Annotated in this window: 14 protein-coding genes and 1 riboswitch; of the genes, 8 read left to right on the top strand and 6 right to left on the bottom strand. The window is 71.6% G+C overall.

Annotated features, from left to right (window positions below):
* Window positions 1-18: 18 nt before the first annotated feature.
* The 6 genes from frr to ACIODU_RS09385 all read left to right on the top strand — a co-directional run bounded on the left by frr (window position 19) and on the right by ACIODU_RS09385 (window position 7,073).
* On the top strand, window positions 19-576 hold the full coding sequence (gene frr / locus ACIODU_RS09360; RefSeq protein ID WP_161310366.1) for a ribosome recycling factor: 558 nt from the start codon (window positions 19-21) through the stop codon (window positions 574-576).
* The gene (locus ACIODU_RS09365; RefSeq protein ID WP_401765676.1) at window positions 576-1,646 is read left to right on the top strand and encodes a phosphatidate cytidylyltransferase; all 1,071 of its coding nucleotides are present in this window, start codon (window positions 576-578) and stop codon (window positions 1,644-1,646) included. Before frr ends, ACIODU_RS09365 begins: the two co-directional genes overlap by 1 nt.
* A gap of 170 nt (window positions 1,647-1,816) precedes the next feature.
* Entirely contained in the window at window positions 1,817-2,929 is a 1,113-nt protein-coding gene (rlmN, locus tag ACIODU_RS09370) for a 23S rRNA (adenine(2503)-C(2))-methyltransferase RlmN (RefSeq protein ID WP_161310364.1), read from the top strand.
* A 64-nt stretch (window positions 2,930-2,993) separates the two neighbouring features.
* A riboswitch (TPP riboswitch) is annotated at window positions 2,994-3,123 on the top strand.
* Between the two features lie 94 nt (window positions 3,124-3,217).
* Window positions 3,218-4,348, top strand: a complete 1,131-nt coding sequence (locus tag ACIODU_RS09375; protein WP_401765679.1) for a thiamine ABC transporter substrate binding subunit — start codon at window positions 3,218-3,220, stop codon at window positions 4,346-4,348.
* Window positions 4,349-4,401: 53 nt separating this feature from the next.
* The gene (locus ACIODU_RS09380; protein ID WP_401765909.1) at window positions 4,402-6,012 is read left to right on the top strand and encodes an ABC transporter permease; all 1,611 of its coding nucleotides are present in this window, start codon (window positions 4,402-4,404) and stop codon (window positions 6,010-6,012) included.
* The gene (locus ACIODU_RS09385; RefSeq protein ID WP_401765682.1) at window positions 6,012-7,073 is read left to right on the top strand and encodes an ABC transporter ATP-binding protein; all 1,062 of its coding nucleotides are present in this window, start codon (window positions 6,012-6,014) and stop codon (window positions 7,071-7,073) included. Before ACIODU_RS09380 ends, ACIODU_RS09385 begins: the two co-directional genes overlap by 1 nt.
* 813 nt (window positions 7,074-7,886) lie before the next feature.
* Here ACIODU_RS09385 and ACIODU_RS09390 read toward each other — a convergent pair.
* Entirely contained in the window at window positions 7,887-9,023 is a 1,137-nt protein-coding gene (locus ACIODU_RS09390; protein ID WP_356432358.1) for a Rossmann fold nucleotide-binding protein, read from the bottom strand.
* Window positions 9,017-9,727 carry an MBL fold metallo-hydrolase gene (locus tag ACIODU_RS09395; RefSeq protein ID WP_401765686.1) on the bottom strand — a complete coding sequence of 237 codons (711 nt, stop codon included), beginning with the start codon at window positions 9,725-9,727 and terminating at the stop codon, window positions 9,017-9,019. The genes ACIODU_RS09390 and ACIODU_RS09395 overlap by 7 nt, the downstream gene beginning before the upstream one ends.
* Window positions 9,728-9,803: 76 nt before the next feature.
* Between ACIODU_RS09395 and ACIODU_RS09400 the strand changes: the two genes are divergently transcribed.
* Window positions 9,804-10,250 (top strand): TetR/AcrR family transcriptional regulator, encoded by a 447-nt coding sequence (locus ACIODU_RS09400; protein WP_401765689.1) that lies wholly within the window; start codon window positions 9,804-9,806, stop codon window positions 10,248-10,250.
* A 12-nt stretch (window positions 10,251-10,262) separates the two neighbouring features.
* On the opposite strand, the gene ACIODU_RS09405 is transcribed toward ACIODU_RS09400, so the two are convergent.
* The 4 genes from ACIODU_RS09405 to ACIODU_RS09420 form a co-directional block, all read right to left on the bottom strand.
* Complete coding sequence (locus ACIODU_RS09405; RefSeq protein WP_401765692.1) at window positions 10,263-11,483, bottom strand: hypothetical protein; 1,221 nt, start codon at window positions 11,481-11,483, stop codon at window positions 10,263-10,265.
* Window positions 11,465-12,193 carry an ATP-binding cassette domain-containing protein gene (locus ACIODU_RS09410; protein WP_356432365.1) on the bottom strand — a complete coding sequence of 243 codons (729 nt, stop codon included), beginning with the start codon at window positions 12,191-12,193 and terminating at the stop codon, window positions 11,465-11,467. Before ACIODU_RS09410 ends, ACIODU_RS09405 begins: the two co-directional genes overlap by 19 nt.
* Window positions 12,194-12,391: 198 nt before the next feature.
* Complete coding sequence (locus ACIODU_RS09415) at window positions 12,392-13,771, bottom strand: aspartate aminotransferase family protein (protein ID WP_401765696.1); 1,380 nt, start codon at window positions 13,769-13,771, stop codon at window positions 12,392-12,394.
* On the bottom strand, window positions 13,756-14,259 hold the full coding sequence (locus ACIODU_RS09420) for an Lrp/AsnC family transcriptional regulator (protein WP_161310811.1): 504 nt from the start codon (window positions 14,257-14,259) through the stop codon (window positions 13,756-13,758). Before ACIODU_RS09420 ends, ACIODU_RS09415 begins: the two co-directional genes overlap by 16 nt.
* Window positions 14,260-14,473: 214 nt before the next feature.
* Between ACIODU_RS09420 and ACIODU_RS09425 the strand changes: the two genes are divergently transcribed.
* Complete coding sequence (locus ACIODU_RS09425) at window positions 14,474-15,913, top strand: gamma-aminobutyraldehyde dehydrogenase (protein WP_356432367.1); 1,440 nt, start codon at window positions 14,474-14,476, stop codon at window positions 15,911-15,913.
* Window positions 15,914-15,936 lie beyond the last annotated feature (23 nt).

Here is a 15,936-nt window from a genome sequence, read left to right on the forward strand (position 1 = left end):
GACACGCAGGAGCAAGTGGTGATCGAAGAGACCCTCCTCGAGGCCGAGGAGAAGATGGAGAAGGCCGTCCTGGTCGCCAAAGACGACTTCGCCGCGATCCGCACAGGGCGGGCGCACCCGGCGATGTTCAACAAGATCGTGGCGGACTACTACGGTGCGACGACCCCGATCAACCAGCTGGCGTCGTTCTCCGTACCCGAGCCGCGCATGGCCGTGGTGACGCCGTTCGACAAGAGCGCGCTGCGCAACATCGAGCAGGCCATCCGCGACTCCGACCTCGGGGTCAACCCGAGCAACGACGGCAACATCATCCGGGTGGTCTTCCCCGACCTGACCCAGGAGCGCCGCAAGGAGTACATCAAGGTCGCCAGGACCAAGGCCGAGGACTCGAAGGTCTCGATCCGCGCCGTGCGCCGCAAGGCCAAGGAGACGATCGAGAAGCTCGTGAAGGACGGCGAGGTCGGCGAGGACGAGGGCCGCCGCGCCGAGAAGGAGCTCGACGACACCACCGCGAAGTACGTGTCGCAGGTGGACGAGCTGCTCAAGCACAAGGAAGCCGAGCTGCTCGAAGTCTGATGAACGACTCTTCCTGGGGTTCCCCGCCGACCGCCGGCCTCTGGGGACAGCCCGACCAGGGGGCCGGCCCGGCGGGTCCCGCCTACGATGAGCCTGCCGCACAGCAGACTCGGCCCATGCCCATCGTGCCCGACGGACCCGCCCACGGCGGGGGCCAGGACAACGACCGGGGGGCGGCGCGGCCGGGTGGCCCCCTGTTCCGCGACCCGATCCCTCAGGAGCCCATGTCCGCGCCCCCGCCACCCCCGCCGAAGAAGCGGGCGGGCCGTGACCTGCGCGCGGCCATAGGGGTCGGTGTCGGGCTCGGTGTGGTGGTCGTGGCCTCGCTCTTCGTCGTCAAGGCCGCCTTCGTCGGGGTCGTCGCGGTCGCCGTCGTGGTCGGGCTGTGGGAGCTGACCTCCCGCCTCCGCGAGAAGAAGGGCATCAGGGCCCCGCTCGTCCCGCTGGCCGTCGGCGGTGCCGCGATGGTCGTCGCCGGGTACGTGCGCGGGGTCGAGGGCGCCTGGGTCGCGATGGCCCTGACCGCGCTCGCCGTCCTGGTGTGGCGGATGACCGAGGAGCCCGAGGGGTATCTGCGGGACGTCACGGCGGGCGTGTTCGCCGCGTTCTACGTCCCGTTCCTGGCCACGTTCGTCGCGCTGATGCTCACCGCGGACGACGGCGCCCGGCGGGTGTTGATGTTCCTGCTGCTCACGGTGGTCAGCGACACCGGCGCGTACGCCGTCGGCTGGCGCTTCGGCACCCACAAGCTCGCGCCGCGCATCAGCCCCGGCAAGACCCGGGAAGGGCTGCTCGGAGCGGTCCTCTTCGCGATGGTCGCGGGCGCGCTCTCCATGCAGTTCATGATCGACGACGGCCTCTGGTGGCAGGGCCTGCTGCTCGGCATCGCGGTCGCCGCCAGTGCCACCCTCGGTGACCTGGGTGAATCCATGATCAAGCGCGATCTCGGCATCAAGGACATGGGGACGCTGCTGCCGGGCCACGGCGGCATCATGGACCGGCTCGACTCCCTGCTGCCCACCGCGCCGGTGGTCTGGCTGCTGTTGGTGATCTTCGTCGGCTCCGGGTGAGCCGCACCGGTACTCTTGAAGGGCTCGCCACTCACCGGTGGCGAGCCCTTTTGGTCCCCGCGCCCCGCGCGGGGCTGATCCCGTGAGGTCTCCCGGCACCGGCAACGTGGTGCCGCTCTTCCCCGTGGCACCGGGGAGCGGGCCTCGCCGCACCGAGGAGACTTGCGTTCATGGCCCCGCCGACCCCCGGAGAACTCACTTTCGTCGCGCCCCGCGGAGCCAAGAAGCCGCCGCGGCACCTCGCCGACCTCACCCCCGCCGAGCGCCGTGAGGCCGTCGCCGCCACCGGCGAGAAGCCCTTCCGCGCGAAGCAACTGTCCCAGCACTACTTCGCGCGGTACGCGCACGACCCCGAGCAGTGGACCGACATCCCCGCCGGGGCGCGGCAGAAGCTCGCGGCGGAGCTGCTGCCCGATCTGATGTCCGTCGTACGGCACATCTCCTGCGACGACGACACCACCCGCAAGACCCTGTGGCGCCTCCACGACGGCACGCTGGTCGAGTCCGTGCTCATGCGCTACCCGGACCGGGTCACCATGTGCATCTCGTCCCAGGCGGGCTGCGGGATGAACTGCCCCTTCTGCGCGACCGGCCAGGCCGGCCTCGACCGCAACCTGTCCACCGCCGAGATCGTGCACCAGATCGTCGACGGCATGCGCGCCCTGCGCGACGGCGAGGTGCCCGGCGGTCCCGCGCGGCTCTCGAACATCGTCTTCATGGGGATGGGCGAGCCGCTCGCGAACTACAACCGGGTGATCGGCGCGATTCGCCGGCTCACCGACCCCGAGCCCGACGGCCTCGGCATCTCGCAGCGCGGGATCACCGTCTCGACGGTCGGCCTGGTCCCGGCGATGCTGCGCTTCGCCGACGAGGGCTTCAAGTGCCGCCTCGCGGTCTCGCTCCACGCGCCCGACGACGAGCTGCGCGACACCCTCGTACCGGTCAACACCCGCTGGAAGGTGCCGGAGGTGCTGGACGCGGCGTGGGAGTACGCGGCGAAGTCCGGCCGGCGGATCTCCATCGAGTACGCCATGATCCGGGACATCAACGACCAGGCGTGGCGGGGCGACCGGCTGGGCCGGCTGCTCAAGGGGAAGCGGGTGCACGTCAACCTGATCCCCCTCAACCCGACGCCGGGCTCCAAGTGGACGGCGTCGCGCCCCGAGGACGAGAAGGCCTTCGTGGAGGCGATCGCCCGGCACGGCGTACCGGTGACCGTACGCGACACCCGGGGCCAGGAGATCGACGGAGCGTGCGGACAGCTGGCCGCTTCCGAACGCTGAGGGCCGGCTGTGTAATCTGGCGCTGTGTAATCTGGCACTGAACAACAGATTTTCGGTACGACACATATTCCGACAGGGGAGCGCCACAGCGCTGAGAGTGCGATACGGATCCGGCTCCACGAGCGGACACCGGTCGCAGACCCTCTGAACCTTGCCCAGGTCATTCTGGGTAGGAAGTTCGGACATCACTCAAGCTGTTGCGCCCTGCCCGGCGCCCGGCCCGCGTCCGTCGCGGGAGGGCGCCGGGCAGGGCCGCGTCTTCTCCTGGAGTCCCCAGGAGGAAAACCAGTGAGCATCACCAGGAAAGCCGTGAGCACCGCCCGCGCCAGAAGGACAGCGGGCCTCGCGCTCGTCGCCGCGCTCGGGGTCTCGACCCTCGCCGCCTGCGGCGGATCCGGCGGTACGGAGTCGTCGGGCGGCGACGGCGGCGGGACGAAGTCCAAGACCGTCACCCTCGTCAGCCACGACTCGTTCAACGCCTCGCCCGCCGTGCTGAAGGCGTTCACCCAGGAGACGGGCTACACCGTCAAGGTCCTCAAGAGCGGGGACGCCGGCGAGGCGCTCAACAAGGAGATCCTCACCAAGGGCTCCCCGCAGGGCGACGTCTTCTTCGGCGTGGACAACACCCTGCTCTCCCGCGCCCTCGACAACGGTCTGTTCACGCCGTACCAGGCGAAGGGACTCGACCGGGTCGCCGCCGACACCCGGCTGGACGCGGCGAAGAACCGGGTCACCCCGATCGACACCGGTGACATCTGCGTCAACTACGACAAGAAGTACTTCGCGGACAAGAAGCTCGCGCCGCCGCAGAGCTTCGACGACCTGCTCAAGCCGCAGTACAAGAACCTGCTCGTCACCGAGAACGTGGCGACCTCCTCGCCGGGCCTCGGCTTCCTGCTCGGTACGGTCGCCCACTCCGGCGACGCCGGCTGGCAGGACTACTGGAAGAAGCTCAAGGCCAACGGCGTCCAGGTGGTGGACAGCTGGGAGCAGGCCTACAACGAGAGCTTCTCCGGTTCCGCCGGCGGCAAGAAGGCCCACGGCGACCGCCCGCTCGTCGTCTCGTACGCCTCCAGCCCGCCCGTCGAGGTGCTGTACGCGAAGCCGCAGCCCAAGGTCGCGCCGACCGGCGTCGCCACCGGCACCTGCTTCCGGCAGATCGAGTTCGCGGGCCTGCTCGGCGGGGCGAAGAACGAGGCCGGCGGCAAGGCGCTGCTGGACTTCCTGATCAGCGACCGGTTCCAGGCGGACATGCCGCTGAACATGTTCGTGAACCCCGTGGTCAAGGCCGTACCGCTGCCTCCCCTGTTCACCGAGTTCGGCGCGACCGTGGACCGGCCGGAGACCGTGGCGCCCGACAAGATCGCCGCCAACCGGGAGCAGTGGATCCAGACGTGGACCTCACTCGTCGTGAAGTAGCCCGCGAGCCGGACCGCCGGGCCGTACGGGCACACGCCGTACGGCTCGGCCTCATGGCCGTGCCCGTCGTGTTCTTCGCGGTCTTCTTCGCCTACCCGGTCGTCGCGATCGTCGGGCGCGGGCTGCGGACCGGCGGGGTCTGGCAGTTCGGCCGCGTCGGTGACGTGCTGAGCCGCCCCGACCTCCTCGGCGTCCTGTGGTTCACCACCTGGCAGGCCCTCGCCTCCACGGCGCTCACCCTGGCCGTCGCCCTGCCCGGCGCGTACGTCTTCGCGCGCTTCGACTTCCCCGGCAAGCAGCTGCTCCGGGCCGTCGTCACCGTGCCGTTCGTCCTGCCGACCGTCGTCGTCGGCACGGCCTTCCTCGCCCTCCTCGGGCGCGGCGGACTCCTGGACGAGCTGTGGGGCGTCCGCCTCGACACCACCGTCTGGGCGATCCTCCTCGCGCACGTCTTCTTCAACTACGCGGTGGTCGTACGGACTGTCGGCGGCCTGTGGTCGCAGCTCGACCCGCGCCAGGAGGAGGCCGCGCGGGTGCTCGGCGCGAGCCGCCTCGCCGCCTGGCGGCGGGTCACCCTGCCCGCCCTCGCGCCCGCCGTCGCGTCCGCCGCCCTGATGGTCTTCCTCTTCACCTTCACCTCCTTCGGCGTCGTGCAGATCCTCGGCGGCCCCGCGTACTCCACGCTGGAGGTGGAGATCTACCGGCAGACCGCGCAACTCCTCGACCTGCCGACCGCCGCCGTGCTCACCCTCGTCCAGTTCGCCGCCGTCGGCGCGATCCTGGCGCTGCACGCCCGGACCGTACGGCGGCGGGAGAGCGCGCTGCGCCTGGTCGACCCGGCGCTGACGGCGCGCCGTCCGAAGGGGCCGGGGCAGTGGGCGTTGCTCGTCTCCGTCCTCGGCGTGGTACTCGTCCTGGTCCTGCTGCCGCTCGGGGTGCTGGTCGAGCGTTCCTTCGACGGCCCCGGCGGGTACGGCCTCACCTACTACAGGGCGCTCACGTCGGTGGGGCCGAGCGGCACCTTCCTCGTTCCGCCGCTGGACGCCGTACGGAACTCCCTGGAGTACGCGGTGGTCGCGACGGCGATCGCGCTGGTCGTGGGCGGACTGGCGGCCGCCGCGCTGACCCGGCGGGCGGGCCGGCTCGTCCGCGGCTTCGACGCCCTGCTGATGCTGCCGCTCGGCGTCTCCGCGGTGACCGTCGGCTTCGGATTCCTGATCACCCTCGACCAGCCGCCGCTGGACCTGCGGGCCTCCTGGATCCTGGTGCCGCTCGCCCAGGCGCTGGTCGGGGTGCCCTTCGTCGTACGGACCATGCTGCCCGTGCTCCGGGCGGTGGACGGCCGGCTGCGCGAGGCGGCGGCGGTACTCGGCGCGTCGCCGCTGCGGGCCTGGCGGGAGGTCGATCTCCCCTTGGTACGGCGGGCGTTGCTCGTCGCGGCCGGGTTCGCCTTCGCGGTCTCGCTCGGCGAGTTCGGTGCGACGGTCTTCATCGCCCGGCCCGACCGGCCGACGCTGCCGGTGGCCGTGGCGCGGCTGCTGGGCCGGCCCGGGGAGCTCAACTACGGGCAGGCGATGGCCCTGAGCACCGTCCTGATGGTGGTGTGCGCGGTGTCGCTGCTCGTGCTCGAACGTATCCGTACCGACCGCTCGGGGGAATTCTGATGACGCTGCTCAGCCTCGCGGGGGTGACGGTACGGTTCGGCGACCGCAAGGCGCTCCGGACGGCGCTCGACGCGGTGGACCTGGACGTCGCCGAGCACGAGATCGTGTGTGTGCTGGGGCCGAGCGGCAGCGGCAAGTCGACGCTGCTGCGGGTGGTCGCGGGGCTCCAGGAGGTGGACGGCGGGCGGGTGTCGCTGGACGGCGCGGACCAGGCGGGGGTGCCGGTGCACCGGCGGGGGGTGGGCCTGATGTTCCAGGACCACCAGCTCTTTCCGCAGCGGGATGTGGGCGGCAACGTCGCGTTCGGGCTGCGGATGCGGGGGGTTTCGCGGGACGAACAGGCGGGCCGGGTCGAGGAGTTGCTCGACCTGGTGGGCCTGCCGGGGGCCCGTGGCCGGGCCGTCTCCTCGCTCTCGGGCGGTGAGCAGCAGCGGGTCGCGCTGGCGCGGGCGCTCGCGCCGCGTCCCCGGCTGCTGATGCTGGACGAGCCGCTGGGGCAGCTGGACCGCAGCCTGCGGGAGCGCCTGGTCGTCGAACTGCGGGGCCTGTTCGGGCGGTTGGGTATGACGGTGCTGGCCGTCACCCACGACCAGGGCGAGGCGTTCGCCCTCGCGGACCGGGTGGTGGTCATGCACGAGGGCCGCATCGCGCAGACGGGTACGCCGCTGGAGGTCTGGCAGCGGCCCGCGTCCGCGTTTGTGGCCGGCTTCCTGGGTTTCGAGAACGTGGTGCCGGCGGTGGTGGCGGGCGGGGTCGGGGACACGCCCTGGGGCCCGGTTCCGGTGCCGCCGGGTTCCCCGGAGGGGGCGGTGACGCTGCTGGTGCGGCCGGGTGGGGTCCGCCTGTCTCCGGCCCCCGCTCCCGACCCGGCGGCGGCCGGGCTCCGCTGCACGGTGGAGTCGCGTACGTTCCGGGGGAGCCGGGTGGTGGTGGTGCTCCGGCCTGAGGCGGGGCCGCGGCTGGAGGCGGAGTGCGAATTGCGCGAAGCGCCCTGGGAGGGCGGTGAGGTGGGGGTGACGTTCGCGGCGGACGAGGTGGTGGTGCTCCCGTCTGCGCGGTGATCTTTGCCCTGTCTGTTTGTCCTCGCGCCGGACGGGCGTGTGCGCCCCGGTGGGGGGCGCGGCTTCCTTCTTTTGTCCTCAAGCGCCGGACGGGCTCTGTTTGTGGCGTCTGCCTGGGGCGCGGGCGCGGCTTACTGATGTCCTCAAGCGCCGGACGGGCTGGGTGTGTCGTGGTGACGGGGGGCGGGGCCTCCGGAGGTACGTATGTCCGGACTGCATGTTTTACGTCGCGTGCGGCCGGTCGTATTGATTGACGATCGCCATGCGACACAAAACACGCTTTACGTCCGGACACACGCACCTCCTCCGACCCCACCCCCCTCACGCCGAGGGTGAAGTGAACGGCCCCGCCGCTCCGGGGTCCCTGCTGCCCGGTGCGCGGGTGCGGCTTACTGCGTCCTCAAGCGCCGGACGGGCTGGGGGTGCGTCCGGGAGGGCTGGGTCTTGGCGCCCGTTGCCGGGTGCGGGTCACCGATGTCCTCAAGCGCCGGACGGGCTTAAAGACCCGGGGTGGGCCAGGGTTGTTTTGGCGCGGGCCTGGAAGGGGGACGGGCAGGGGTCGTGTCCGGAACGTAAAGCGTGTTTTGTGTCGCATGGCTACCGTTACGCATAACGAGGGCGCGCACGCGACGTAAAACATGCAGTGCAGGACACGACCCCTGACCGGCCCCCGGCGACAACCCGCGCCGGAAAACGCGGCCCGCAGCGGGCAAAATCAAGCCCGTCCGGCGATTGAGGACAAGCAGGAAACCGCGCCCCCCACCGGGGCGCAGACGCCCGTCCGGCGCGAGGACAACACAAACCGCAATGCCCTTACCGCAACGCACCCCCCAGACGCGCCAGCGCCCCCGCCGCCTCGTCCACCGAGTCCACCAGCGCTATCCGCGGCTCCATGGACCTGCGTCGCGCCAGCGACAAGAGCAGGGGCCACGCCGGCAACCGTTCCGTCCAGTGCTCCCGGTCCACCAGCACCATCGGGGTCGGCTCGCCCCGGGACTCGTAGTAGTTCGGCGTCGCGTTGTCGAAGATCTCCTGGACTGTGCCCGCCGCGCCCGGCAGGAAGACGACGCCCGCGTTGCACCGGGCCAGCAGCCCGTCCTCGCGGGTCGCGTTGGCGAAGTACTTCGCGATGTGCGCGGCGAACGCGTTCGGCGGCTCGTGGCCGTAGAACCATGTCGGGATGCCCACCGACTCCTCGCCCTTGGGCCACCGCGCCCGCACGTCGAACGCCGCCTGCGCCCAGTCGGAGACCGACGGGACGAACGACGGCGTCTCGGCGAGGAGTTCGAGGGCCTCGTCCAGCATGTCGTCGGGGTGGGGCGCGGCGTACGCGCCCAGGTTCGCCGCCTCCATCGCGCCGGGCCCGCCCCCGGTCGCGACCGTCAGCCCGGAACGGGTCAGGGCCCGGCCCAGCCGCGCCGCCCCCGCGTACGCGTCCGTGCCGCGGGCCATCGCGTGCCCGCCCATCACGCCCACCACCCGCGCCCCGACGAGGAGTTCGTCCAGGGCGTCGGAGATCGCGTCGTCGTGCACCGAGCGCAGCATGGACGCGAAGATGTCGCCGTCCGACTTGGTGCGCTGGAACCACGCGTAGGCCCGCGCGTCCGGCGTGGCGTCGTACCCGTGGTCCGCGAGCCCGTCGAAGAGCTGGTCGGGGGAGTACAGCAGCCCCCGGTACGGGTCGAAGGGGAGGTTCGGCACCGGCGGGAACACCATGGCTCCGTCGGCGCGGACCTTGGCCAGGGCGGCGGCCTCCATGGGGCAGCCGAGGAAGACGGCGCCGGAGGTGTCGGTGGCGATCAGGGTGTCCGTACGGCCGGACAGGTCCACGGACTGGAGCCGGAAGCCGTCGAGCTTCCCGCCGGTTTCGACGATTCTGCGGTCGAACTCGTCGAGGGTTTCTATCTCCCGGTCCGTCGGCTGCGGTTGGAGGTCATCGCCATTCACCATGGCGTCACGATAGCGGCCGGTCCTTCACACCGTCCGCCCCGCCCGCACTCAGTGCCGCCCCGCCTCCCGCGCCCGCTCCACGGCGGCGCGCGGCCCCTTCGTGAAGGGGGCGCCGTGCCCGGGCAGGACAAGTGCCCCGGCCGGACCGGAGAGCGGTTCCAGCGAGGCGAGGGCGGCGGCGCTGTCGTGGGTGAACCCGCGCGCGACGAGCGTCGGCCCGGTGCGACCGGTGAGGCCGTCGTACGTGACCAGCGCGTCGCCCGTGAAGAGGAGCCCGCGTTCCGCGAGAGGTACGCGGTGCTCCCCGGCGTGTGGCCGGGCACGGGCACGGCCCGCGGGCCGCCGGGCAGTGTCGCGGGCAGCCCGGCCGCGCCGAAGTCGTGCGCCGTCCCGACCGCCGGCGCGGTGAACGCGCCCCCGCGCGCCAGGTGCGGCGGAGTGCCGAGCGCGACGGGCCGCCGCAGCAGGTACGGCAGCGGGCTCCGCTCCGGCTTGGCGTGCCGCACCGCGGAGCGGGGTCCGTCGCCCAGGGACGCCGCGTCCCTCTCCTGGATCCAGATCTCGGCGCCCGCCCGGCGCAGCCGCTCGGCCAGGCCGGTGTGGTCCGGGTGGGCGTGGGTGAGGAGGACGGTCCGGATGTCCGCCGGGGTGCGGCCCAGCCGGGCGAGGAGGGTTTCCAGCCCCGCGAAGTGACGGGCCTCCACCGTCCGCGCCGTCGCCGAGCGGGCCGGGGTCTCGCCCGAGACGCTCTACAAGACGTTCGGGAGCAAGGCGCAGCTCATGAAGGCGCTGTGGGACGTCACCCAGGCCGGTGACGACGAACCCCTCACCATGGCCCAGCGGCCCGTCCTCCAGGAGGTGCTGCGCACCCGCGACCCGTACACGAAGCTCAGGCTGTACGCGGGGTTCGTCCGGGGCGTCCATGAACGGCTCGCCCCGCTCTTCACCCTGCTGACCTCCGCCGGCGGCGAGGTGGCCGAGCTGCTGGCCGGGACGGAGGAGGAGCGGCTCACCGGGATCACGGCCTTCGTCGGGCACCTCGCGACCGAGGGCGTGCTCCCCGCCCGCGCGGACCGCGCGTACCTCGTGGACGCCTGCTGGGTCCTCACCGGACCGGACCTCTTCCAGCGGTTCACGGTCGCGCGCGGCCGGGACGCGGACACGTACGAGAAGTGGCTGGCGGACACGCTGTCCGCGACGCTGCTCCCCGGCGACGGCCGGGCGTGAGCCCCAGACGCCTCAGACCGTCAGGGGGACCGCCGCCAGCGACGCCACCGCCCACGTCAGCGGGACGAAGACCGCGAGCAGGGTCGCGGTCCGTACCGCCGCCGCCGTGCGGAGCATCGCCGCCGGGGCGCCCTGCCGTACCAGATCCGCCGTCGTCGTGGCCCGCGCCTGGCGGGCCTCCAGCGCCGCCGTCAGCAGCGTCGCCACCGTGCAGCCGAGGACCAGCCCCGCGCCCAGCCCGGTCAGCGGGCCGAAGGGGCGTTCGTCGCCGGGCCCGTACAGGCTCGCCGCCGCGAACGCGCCGGAGACCACCGCGCACAGCACGCCCAGCGGACGGCCGATCCGCCCGGCCTCGGTCATCAGCATGCGGCCCGCCAGCAGCCGGACCGCGCCGGGGCGCAGCGTCTGGAGCAGCCAGCCGCACAGGTGGGTGATGCCGGGCCCGGCCAGCGCGAGGCCGACGGCGGTCAGCGCCCAGCCGGCCAGCACGCCCGCCGAGCCGCCGTCGAAGCGGCCGGGCAGCGGCAGCGCGCCCGCGTCCCCGTTCCGGCTCGCGTACGTCTCCACCGCGAGGCCCGCCGCCGTGAGCGCGAACCCCCACGGCAGCCCGCCCGGCGCGGACGTCCGGGCGAACGCGCCCGGCGGCCGGACCTTCTCCCCGCCCGCGTCGGCAGCCCCGGTGCCGGCCCCCGTCCCCGTACCGCCTTCGGACCGGTCCGGTACGGCGGTGGCGGAGCGCGGTCGCAGCGCCAGTCCGGCGGCGACGGTGGCCAGCAGCGGCGCCGCCGCCAGCAGGGTGAGCGCCGCGCCCAGCGGCAGCGGCCGGTCCGCGGAGAGCAGGTCGGCCGCGGCGCCGTCGAACGGCATGCCCGTCAGGTCGCCGCGCAGGTGCAGGAAGACCAGCAGCGCCACCGCGCTGCCGAGGGTGGTGGCCACGGCCGTCGACGCGACGGCCAGCATCGTGAGCCGGGCCGGGCCCAGGCCGACCGCGGACAGTCCGCGGCGCGGCCGGGTGCTCGGGTCGGTCCTGGCCACCGCCACCGCGAACTGGGCGGTGGCGGCGAGCGGGACCAGGCACCACAGCAGGCGCAGATAGGACCCGGCGGGATGGCCGAGGGCCCACCCGAGCGTGCACAGCAGCAGGAAACCGACCCCGGCGGACGCCGCGGCGACCAGCAGCCGGCGCAGCAGGACCAGCGGGTGGGTGCCCCGGGTCAGACGGAGAGAGAGCACGCGTCCTGGCCTTCCGCCTCGGACGGCTGGAGGGAGCCCACCCGGCGGCCGTCGAGCAGCGAGACCGTACGGTCGGCGAGGGTCGCGACCTCCGGGTCCAGCGTCGCCAGCACCACGGTGATGCGGTGCGAGCGGGCGGCGGTGGTCAGCGTACGGAGCACCTGGGCCCGGTCCGCCTGGTGCAGGGGCGCGGTCGGTTCGTCGGCGAAGAGCACGGACGGCTTGGTCACCAGGGCCCGGGCGACGGCGACCCGCTGGCGCTGGCTCTGGAGCAGGGAGTGCGGTCGTTTACGGGCGCACGCGCCGATGTCCAGGCGCTCCAGCCACTCCATCGCGGCGGTCTTGGCCGCGCGGTGGCCGGCGCCGCGCATCAGCAGGGGCAGGGCGGCGTTCTCCCAGGCGCTCAGCTCGGGGACGAGGCACGGCCGCGGGTCGATCCAGCTGAAGCGGTCGCGGCGCAGGCGTTCGCGCAGGACGGCGTTCATGGTGTGCACGGGCGCGCTGTTGAACCAGATCTCGCCCTGGTCCGGCACCAGTTGGCCGGAGAGACAGCGCAGCAGTGTCGACTTGCCGCTGCCGCGCGGGCCGTTCACGGCGAGGATGTCGCCCTCGCGCACGCCCAGCGAGACACCGGTGAGGGCGGGCGAGCCGTTGTGGGAGTAGTGCAGGGAACGAGCCCAGAGCACGTCGTTGTCCGGCGGGGCCACCATGGCGCACACCTCCACCTCGGTCGGATCGGTCTCTCGGCACGGTAGGGAACCCGGACCGGGTGCGCGCACAGCACACGGCCCGGATGCCACCCTTCTCACTCGAAAGGGGGTATCCGGGCCGTCGATACGATCAGATGATCAGCGCTGTCGGATGGTGACCGGTGGAGCGGTAGGGACGATGAGCGGTCGGGACGACGATCAGAGCTTCGTCCACGCCTCCGTCAGCACCGACCGCAGGATCCCCTCGATCTCGTCGAACGTCGACTGGTCGGAGATCAGCGGCGGCGCCAGCTGGACCACCGGGTCCCCCCGGTCGTCGGCCCGGCAGTACAGGCCGCGGTCGAACAGCTCCTTGGAGAGGAACCCGTACAGGACGCGCTCGGTCTCCTCGTCGGTGAACGTCTCCTTCGTCGCCTTGTCCTTCACCAGCTCGATGCCGTAGAAGAACCCGTTGCCGCGGACGTCGCCGACGATCGGCAGGTCGTGGAGCTTCTTGAGGGTGTCGAAGAACGCGCCCTCGTTGTCGAGCACGTGCTGGTTGAGGCCCTCGCGCTCGAAGATGTCGAGGTTGGCGAGGCCCACCGCGGCCGAGACCGGGTGGCCGCCGAAGGTGTAGCCGTGCAGGAAGGTGTTGTCACCCTCGTAGAACGGCTCGGCGAGCCGGTCGGAGATGATGCAGGCGCCGATCGGGGAGTAGCCCGACGTCATGCCCTTGGCGCAGGTGATCATGTCCGGTACGTAGTCGAACTTGTCGCACGCGAACATCGTGCCGAGCCGCCCGAACGCGCAGATGACCTCGTCGGAGACGAGCAGCACGTCGTACTGGTCGCAGATCTCGCGGACCCGTTGGAAGTACCCGGGCGGCGGCGGGAAGCAGCCGCCCGCGTTCTGCACCGGCTCCAGGAAGACCGCCGCGACCGTCTCGGGGCCCTCGAAGAGGATCTCCTGCTCGATCTGGTCGGCGCACCAGCGGCCGTACGCCTCCGGGTCGTCCCCGAATATCGGCGCGCGGTAGATGTTGGTGTTGACGACCTTGTGCGCGCCGGGGACCAGCGGCTCGAAGGGTGCCTTGAGCGCGGGCAGCCCGGTGATGGACAGGGCGCCCTGCGGGGTGCCGTGGTAGGCCACCGCGCGGGAGATGACCTTGTACTTGGTGGGCTTGCCGGTCAGCTTGAAGTACTGCTTGGCGAGCTTCCAGGCGGTCTCGACCGCCTCGCCGCCGCCCGTGGTGAAGAAGACCTTGTTGAGGTCGCCGGGCGCGTAGTGGGCCAGCCGCTCGGCCAGCTCCACCGCGTTCGGGTGGGCGTACGACCAGATCGGGAAGAACGCCAGCTCCTGCGCCTGCTTGTAGGCGGTCTCGGCCAGCTCGTGACGGCCGTGGCCGGCGTTGACCACGAACAGCCCGGAGAGGCCGTCGAGGTAGCGCTTGCCCGTGTCGTCGTAGATGTAGGTGCCCTCGCCCCGCACGATGGTGGGCACGGGGGCGTTCTTGTACGACGACATGCGGGTGAAGTGCATCCACAGGTGGTCGTACGCGGTCTTGGAGAGGTCCTGGCTCACGACTATCGGGTTCCCCACATGTAGGTCTGCTTCTTCAACTTGAGGTAGATGAAGCTCTCGGTGGAGCGCACGCCGGGGAGCGCGCGGATCCTTTTGTTGATCACTTCCAGCAGGTGTTCGTCGTCCTCGCAGACGATCTCCACCATCAGGTCGAAGGAGCCCGCGGTCATCACCACGTACTCGCACTCGTCCATCGCCGCCAGCGCGTCGGCCACCGCGTCCATGTCGCCCTCGACGTTGACGCCGACCATCGCCTGGCGCCGGAAGCCGACGGTCAGCGGGTCGGTGACGGCGACGATCTGCATCACGCCCTGGTCCAGCAGCTTCTGCACCCGCTGGCGCACGGCCGCCTCGGAGAGTCCGACCGCCTTGCCGATCGCCGCGTAGGAGCGCCGGCCGTCCTCCTGGAGCTGTTCGATGATCGCGAGGGACACGGCATCGATGGAGGCGGAGGATCCGTTCCCGGTCCTGGACTCTGGTCTGGGATCTGCGCTGCGACTGGCCACGCAGCTCACTGTGCACTGCGACTCGACCGTCCCGCAACCCTGTAGCGATGAAATTCGTTGTTACGGGACCCCAGGAGAACCGAATCCGAAGTTGATGGGGGTCGGGCCTGTCGAAAGCGTCGACCGAGCGATTAGGCTGGGTGTCTCACCCACCGGACACCGGGCACCGGACATCCGACCGCAGGACAACAGGACATCTGACAGGAGGGTGGCAGTGACCACCGAACCGCGCCGTCTGCGTAACTACATCAACGGGGAGTTCCGGGACGCCGCCGACGGGCGGACCATCGAGGTGGTCAACCCGGCCACGGGCCAGGTGTACGCCACGTCGCCGCTCTCGGGCCAGGCCGACGTCGACGCCGCCATGGAGGCCGCCGCGGCCGCCTTCCCGGCGTGGCGCGACGCCACCCCCGCCGAGCGGCAGAAGGTCCTGCTCAAGATCGCGGACGCCGTCGAGGAGCGGGCGGAGGAGCTGATCGCGGCCGAGTCCGAGAACACGGGCAAGCCGCTGGAGCTGACCCGTACCGAAGAGATCCCGCCCATGATCGACCAGATCCGCTTCTTCGCGGGCGCCGCCCGGATGCTCGAAGGCCGCTCGGCCGGCGAGTACATGGAGGGGCTGACCTCCTTCGTACGGCGCGAGCCCCTCGGCGTCTGCGCGCAGGTCGCGCCCTGGAACTACCCGATGATGATGGCCGTGTGGAAGTTCGCGCCCGCCCTCGCGGCCGGCAACACGGTGGTCCTCAAGCCGTCGGACACCACCCCCGCCTCGACGCTGCTCCTCGCGGAGATCATCGGCGCGATCGTCCCCAAGGGCGTCTTCAACGTCCTGTGCGGCGACCGGGACAGCGGCCGGCTGATGGTCGAGCACCCCACCCCGGCGATGGCGTCCATCACCGGTTCCGTACGGGCCGGCTCCCAGGTCGCCGCGTCGGCGGCCAAGGACGTCAAGCGGGTCCACCTGGAGCTGGGCGGCAAGGCGCCGGTCGTCGTCTTCGAGGACGTCGACATCGCGAAGGCCGTCGAGGACATCGCGGTGGCCGGGTACTTCAACGCGGGCCAGGACTGTACGGCCGCCTGCCGGGTCCTCGTCCACGAGTCGATCCACGACGAGTTCGTGACGGCCCTCGCGAAGGCCGCCGCCGACACCAAGACGGGCGCGGCGGACGACGAGGACGTGCTCTACGGCCCGCTCAACAACGCGAACCAGCTCGCACACGTCTCCGGCTTCATCGAGCGGCTGCCCGCGCACGCCAAGGTCCAGGCGGGCGGCCACCGCGTCGGCGACCAGGGGTACTTCTACGCCGCGACCGTCGTCTCCGGACTCCGGCAGGACGACGAGATCGTCCAGCACGAGGTCTTCGGCCCCGTCATCACCGTCCAGTCCTTCACGGACGAGGAGCAGGCCGTGGAGTACGCGAACGGCGTCGACTTCGCCCTCGCGTCCTCCGTGTGGACGAAGGACCACGGCCGCGCGATGCGGATGTCGAAGGCGCTGGACTTCGGCTGCGTGTGGATCAACACGCACATCCCGCTGGTCGCCGAGATGCCGCACGGCGGGTTCAAGCAGTCCGGGTACGGCAAGGACCTCTCCGGGTACGGCTTCGACGACTACACCCGTATCAAGCACGTCATGACGTCACTCGACAGCTGACGACAGCCGACGCCGGCCGAGAT

The organism is Streptomyces sp. NPDC088261, from assembly GCF_044740805.1.
Taxonomy (GTDB): domain Bacteria; phylum Actinomycetota; class Actinomycetes; order Streptomycetales; family Streptomycetaceae; genus Streptomyces.

Excerpts from the sequence above, each read along its gene's own strand:
- ACIODU_RS09410 (WP_356432365.1), bottom strand. The coding sequence starts at position 12,193 with ATGGTGGCCCCGCCGGACAACGACGTGCTCTGGGCTCGTTCCCTGCAC.
- ACIODU_RS09380 (WP_401765909.1), top strand. The coding sequence starts at position 4,402 with ATGGCCGTGCCCGTCGTGTTCTTCGCGGTCTTCTTCGCCTACCCGGTC.
- rlmN (WP_161310364.1), top strand. The coding sequence starts at position 1,817 with ATGGCCCCGCCGACCCCCGGAGAACTCACTTTCGTCGCGCCCCGCGGA.
- ACIODU_RS09385 (WP_401765682.1), top strand. The coding sequence starts at position 6,012 with ATGACGCTGCTCAGCCTCGCGGGGGTGACGGTACGGTTCGGCGACCGC.
- ACIODU_RS09365 (WP_401765676.1), top strand. The coding sequence starts at position 576 with ATGAACGACTCTTCCTGGGGTTCCCCGCCGACCGCCGGCCTCTGGGGA.
- ACIODU_RS09400 (WP_401765689.1), top strand. The coding sequence starts at position 9,804 with ATGAAGGCGCTGTGGGACGTCACCCAGGCCGGTGACGACGAACCCCTC.
- ACIODU_RS09390 (WP_356432358.1), bottom strand. The coding sequence starts at position 9,023 with ATGGTGAATGGCGATGACCTCCAACCGCAGCCGACGGACCGGGAGATA.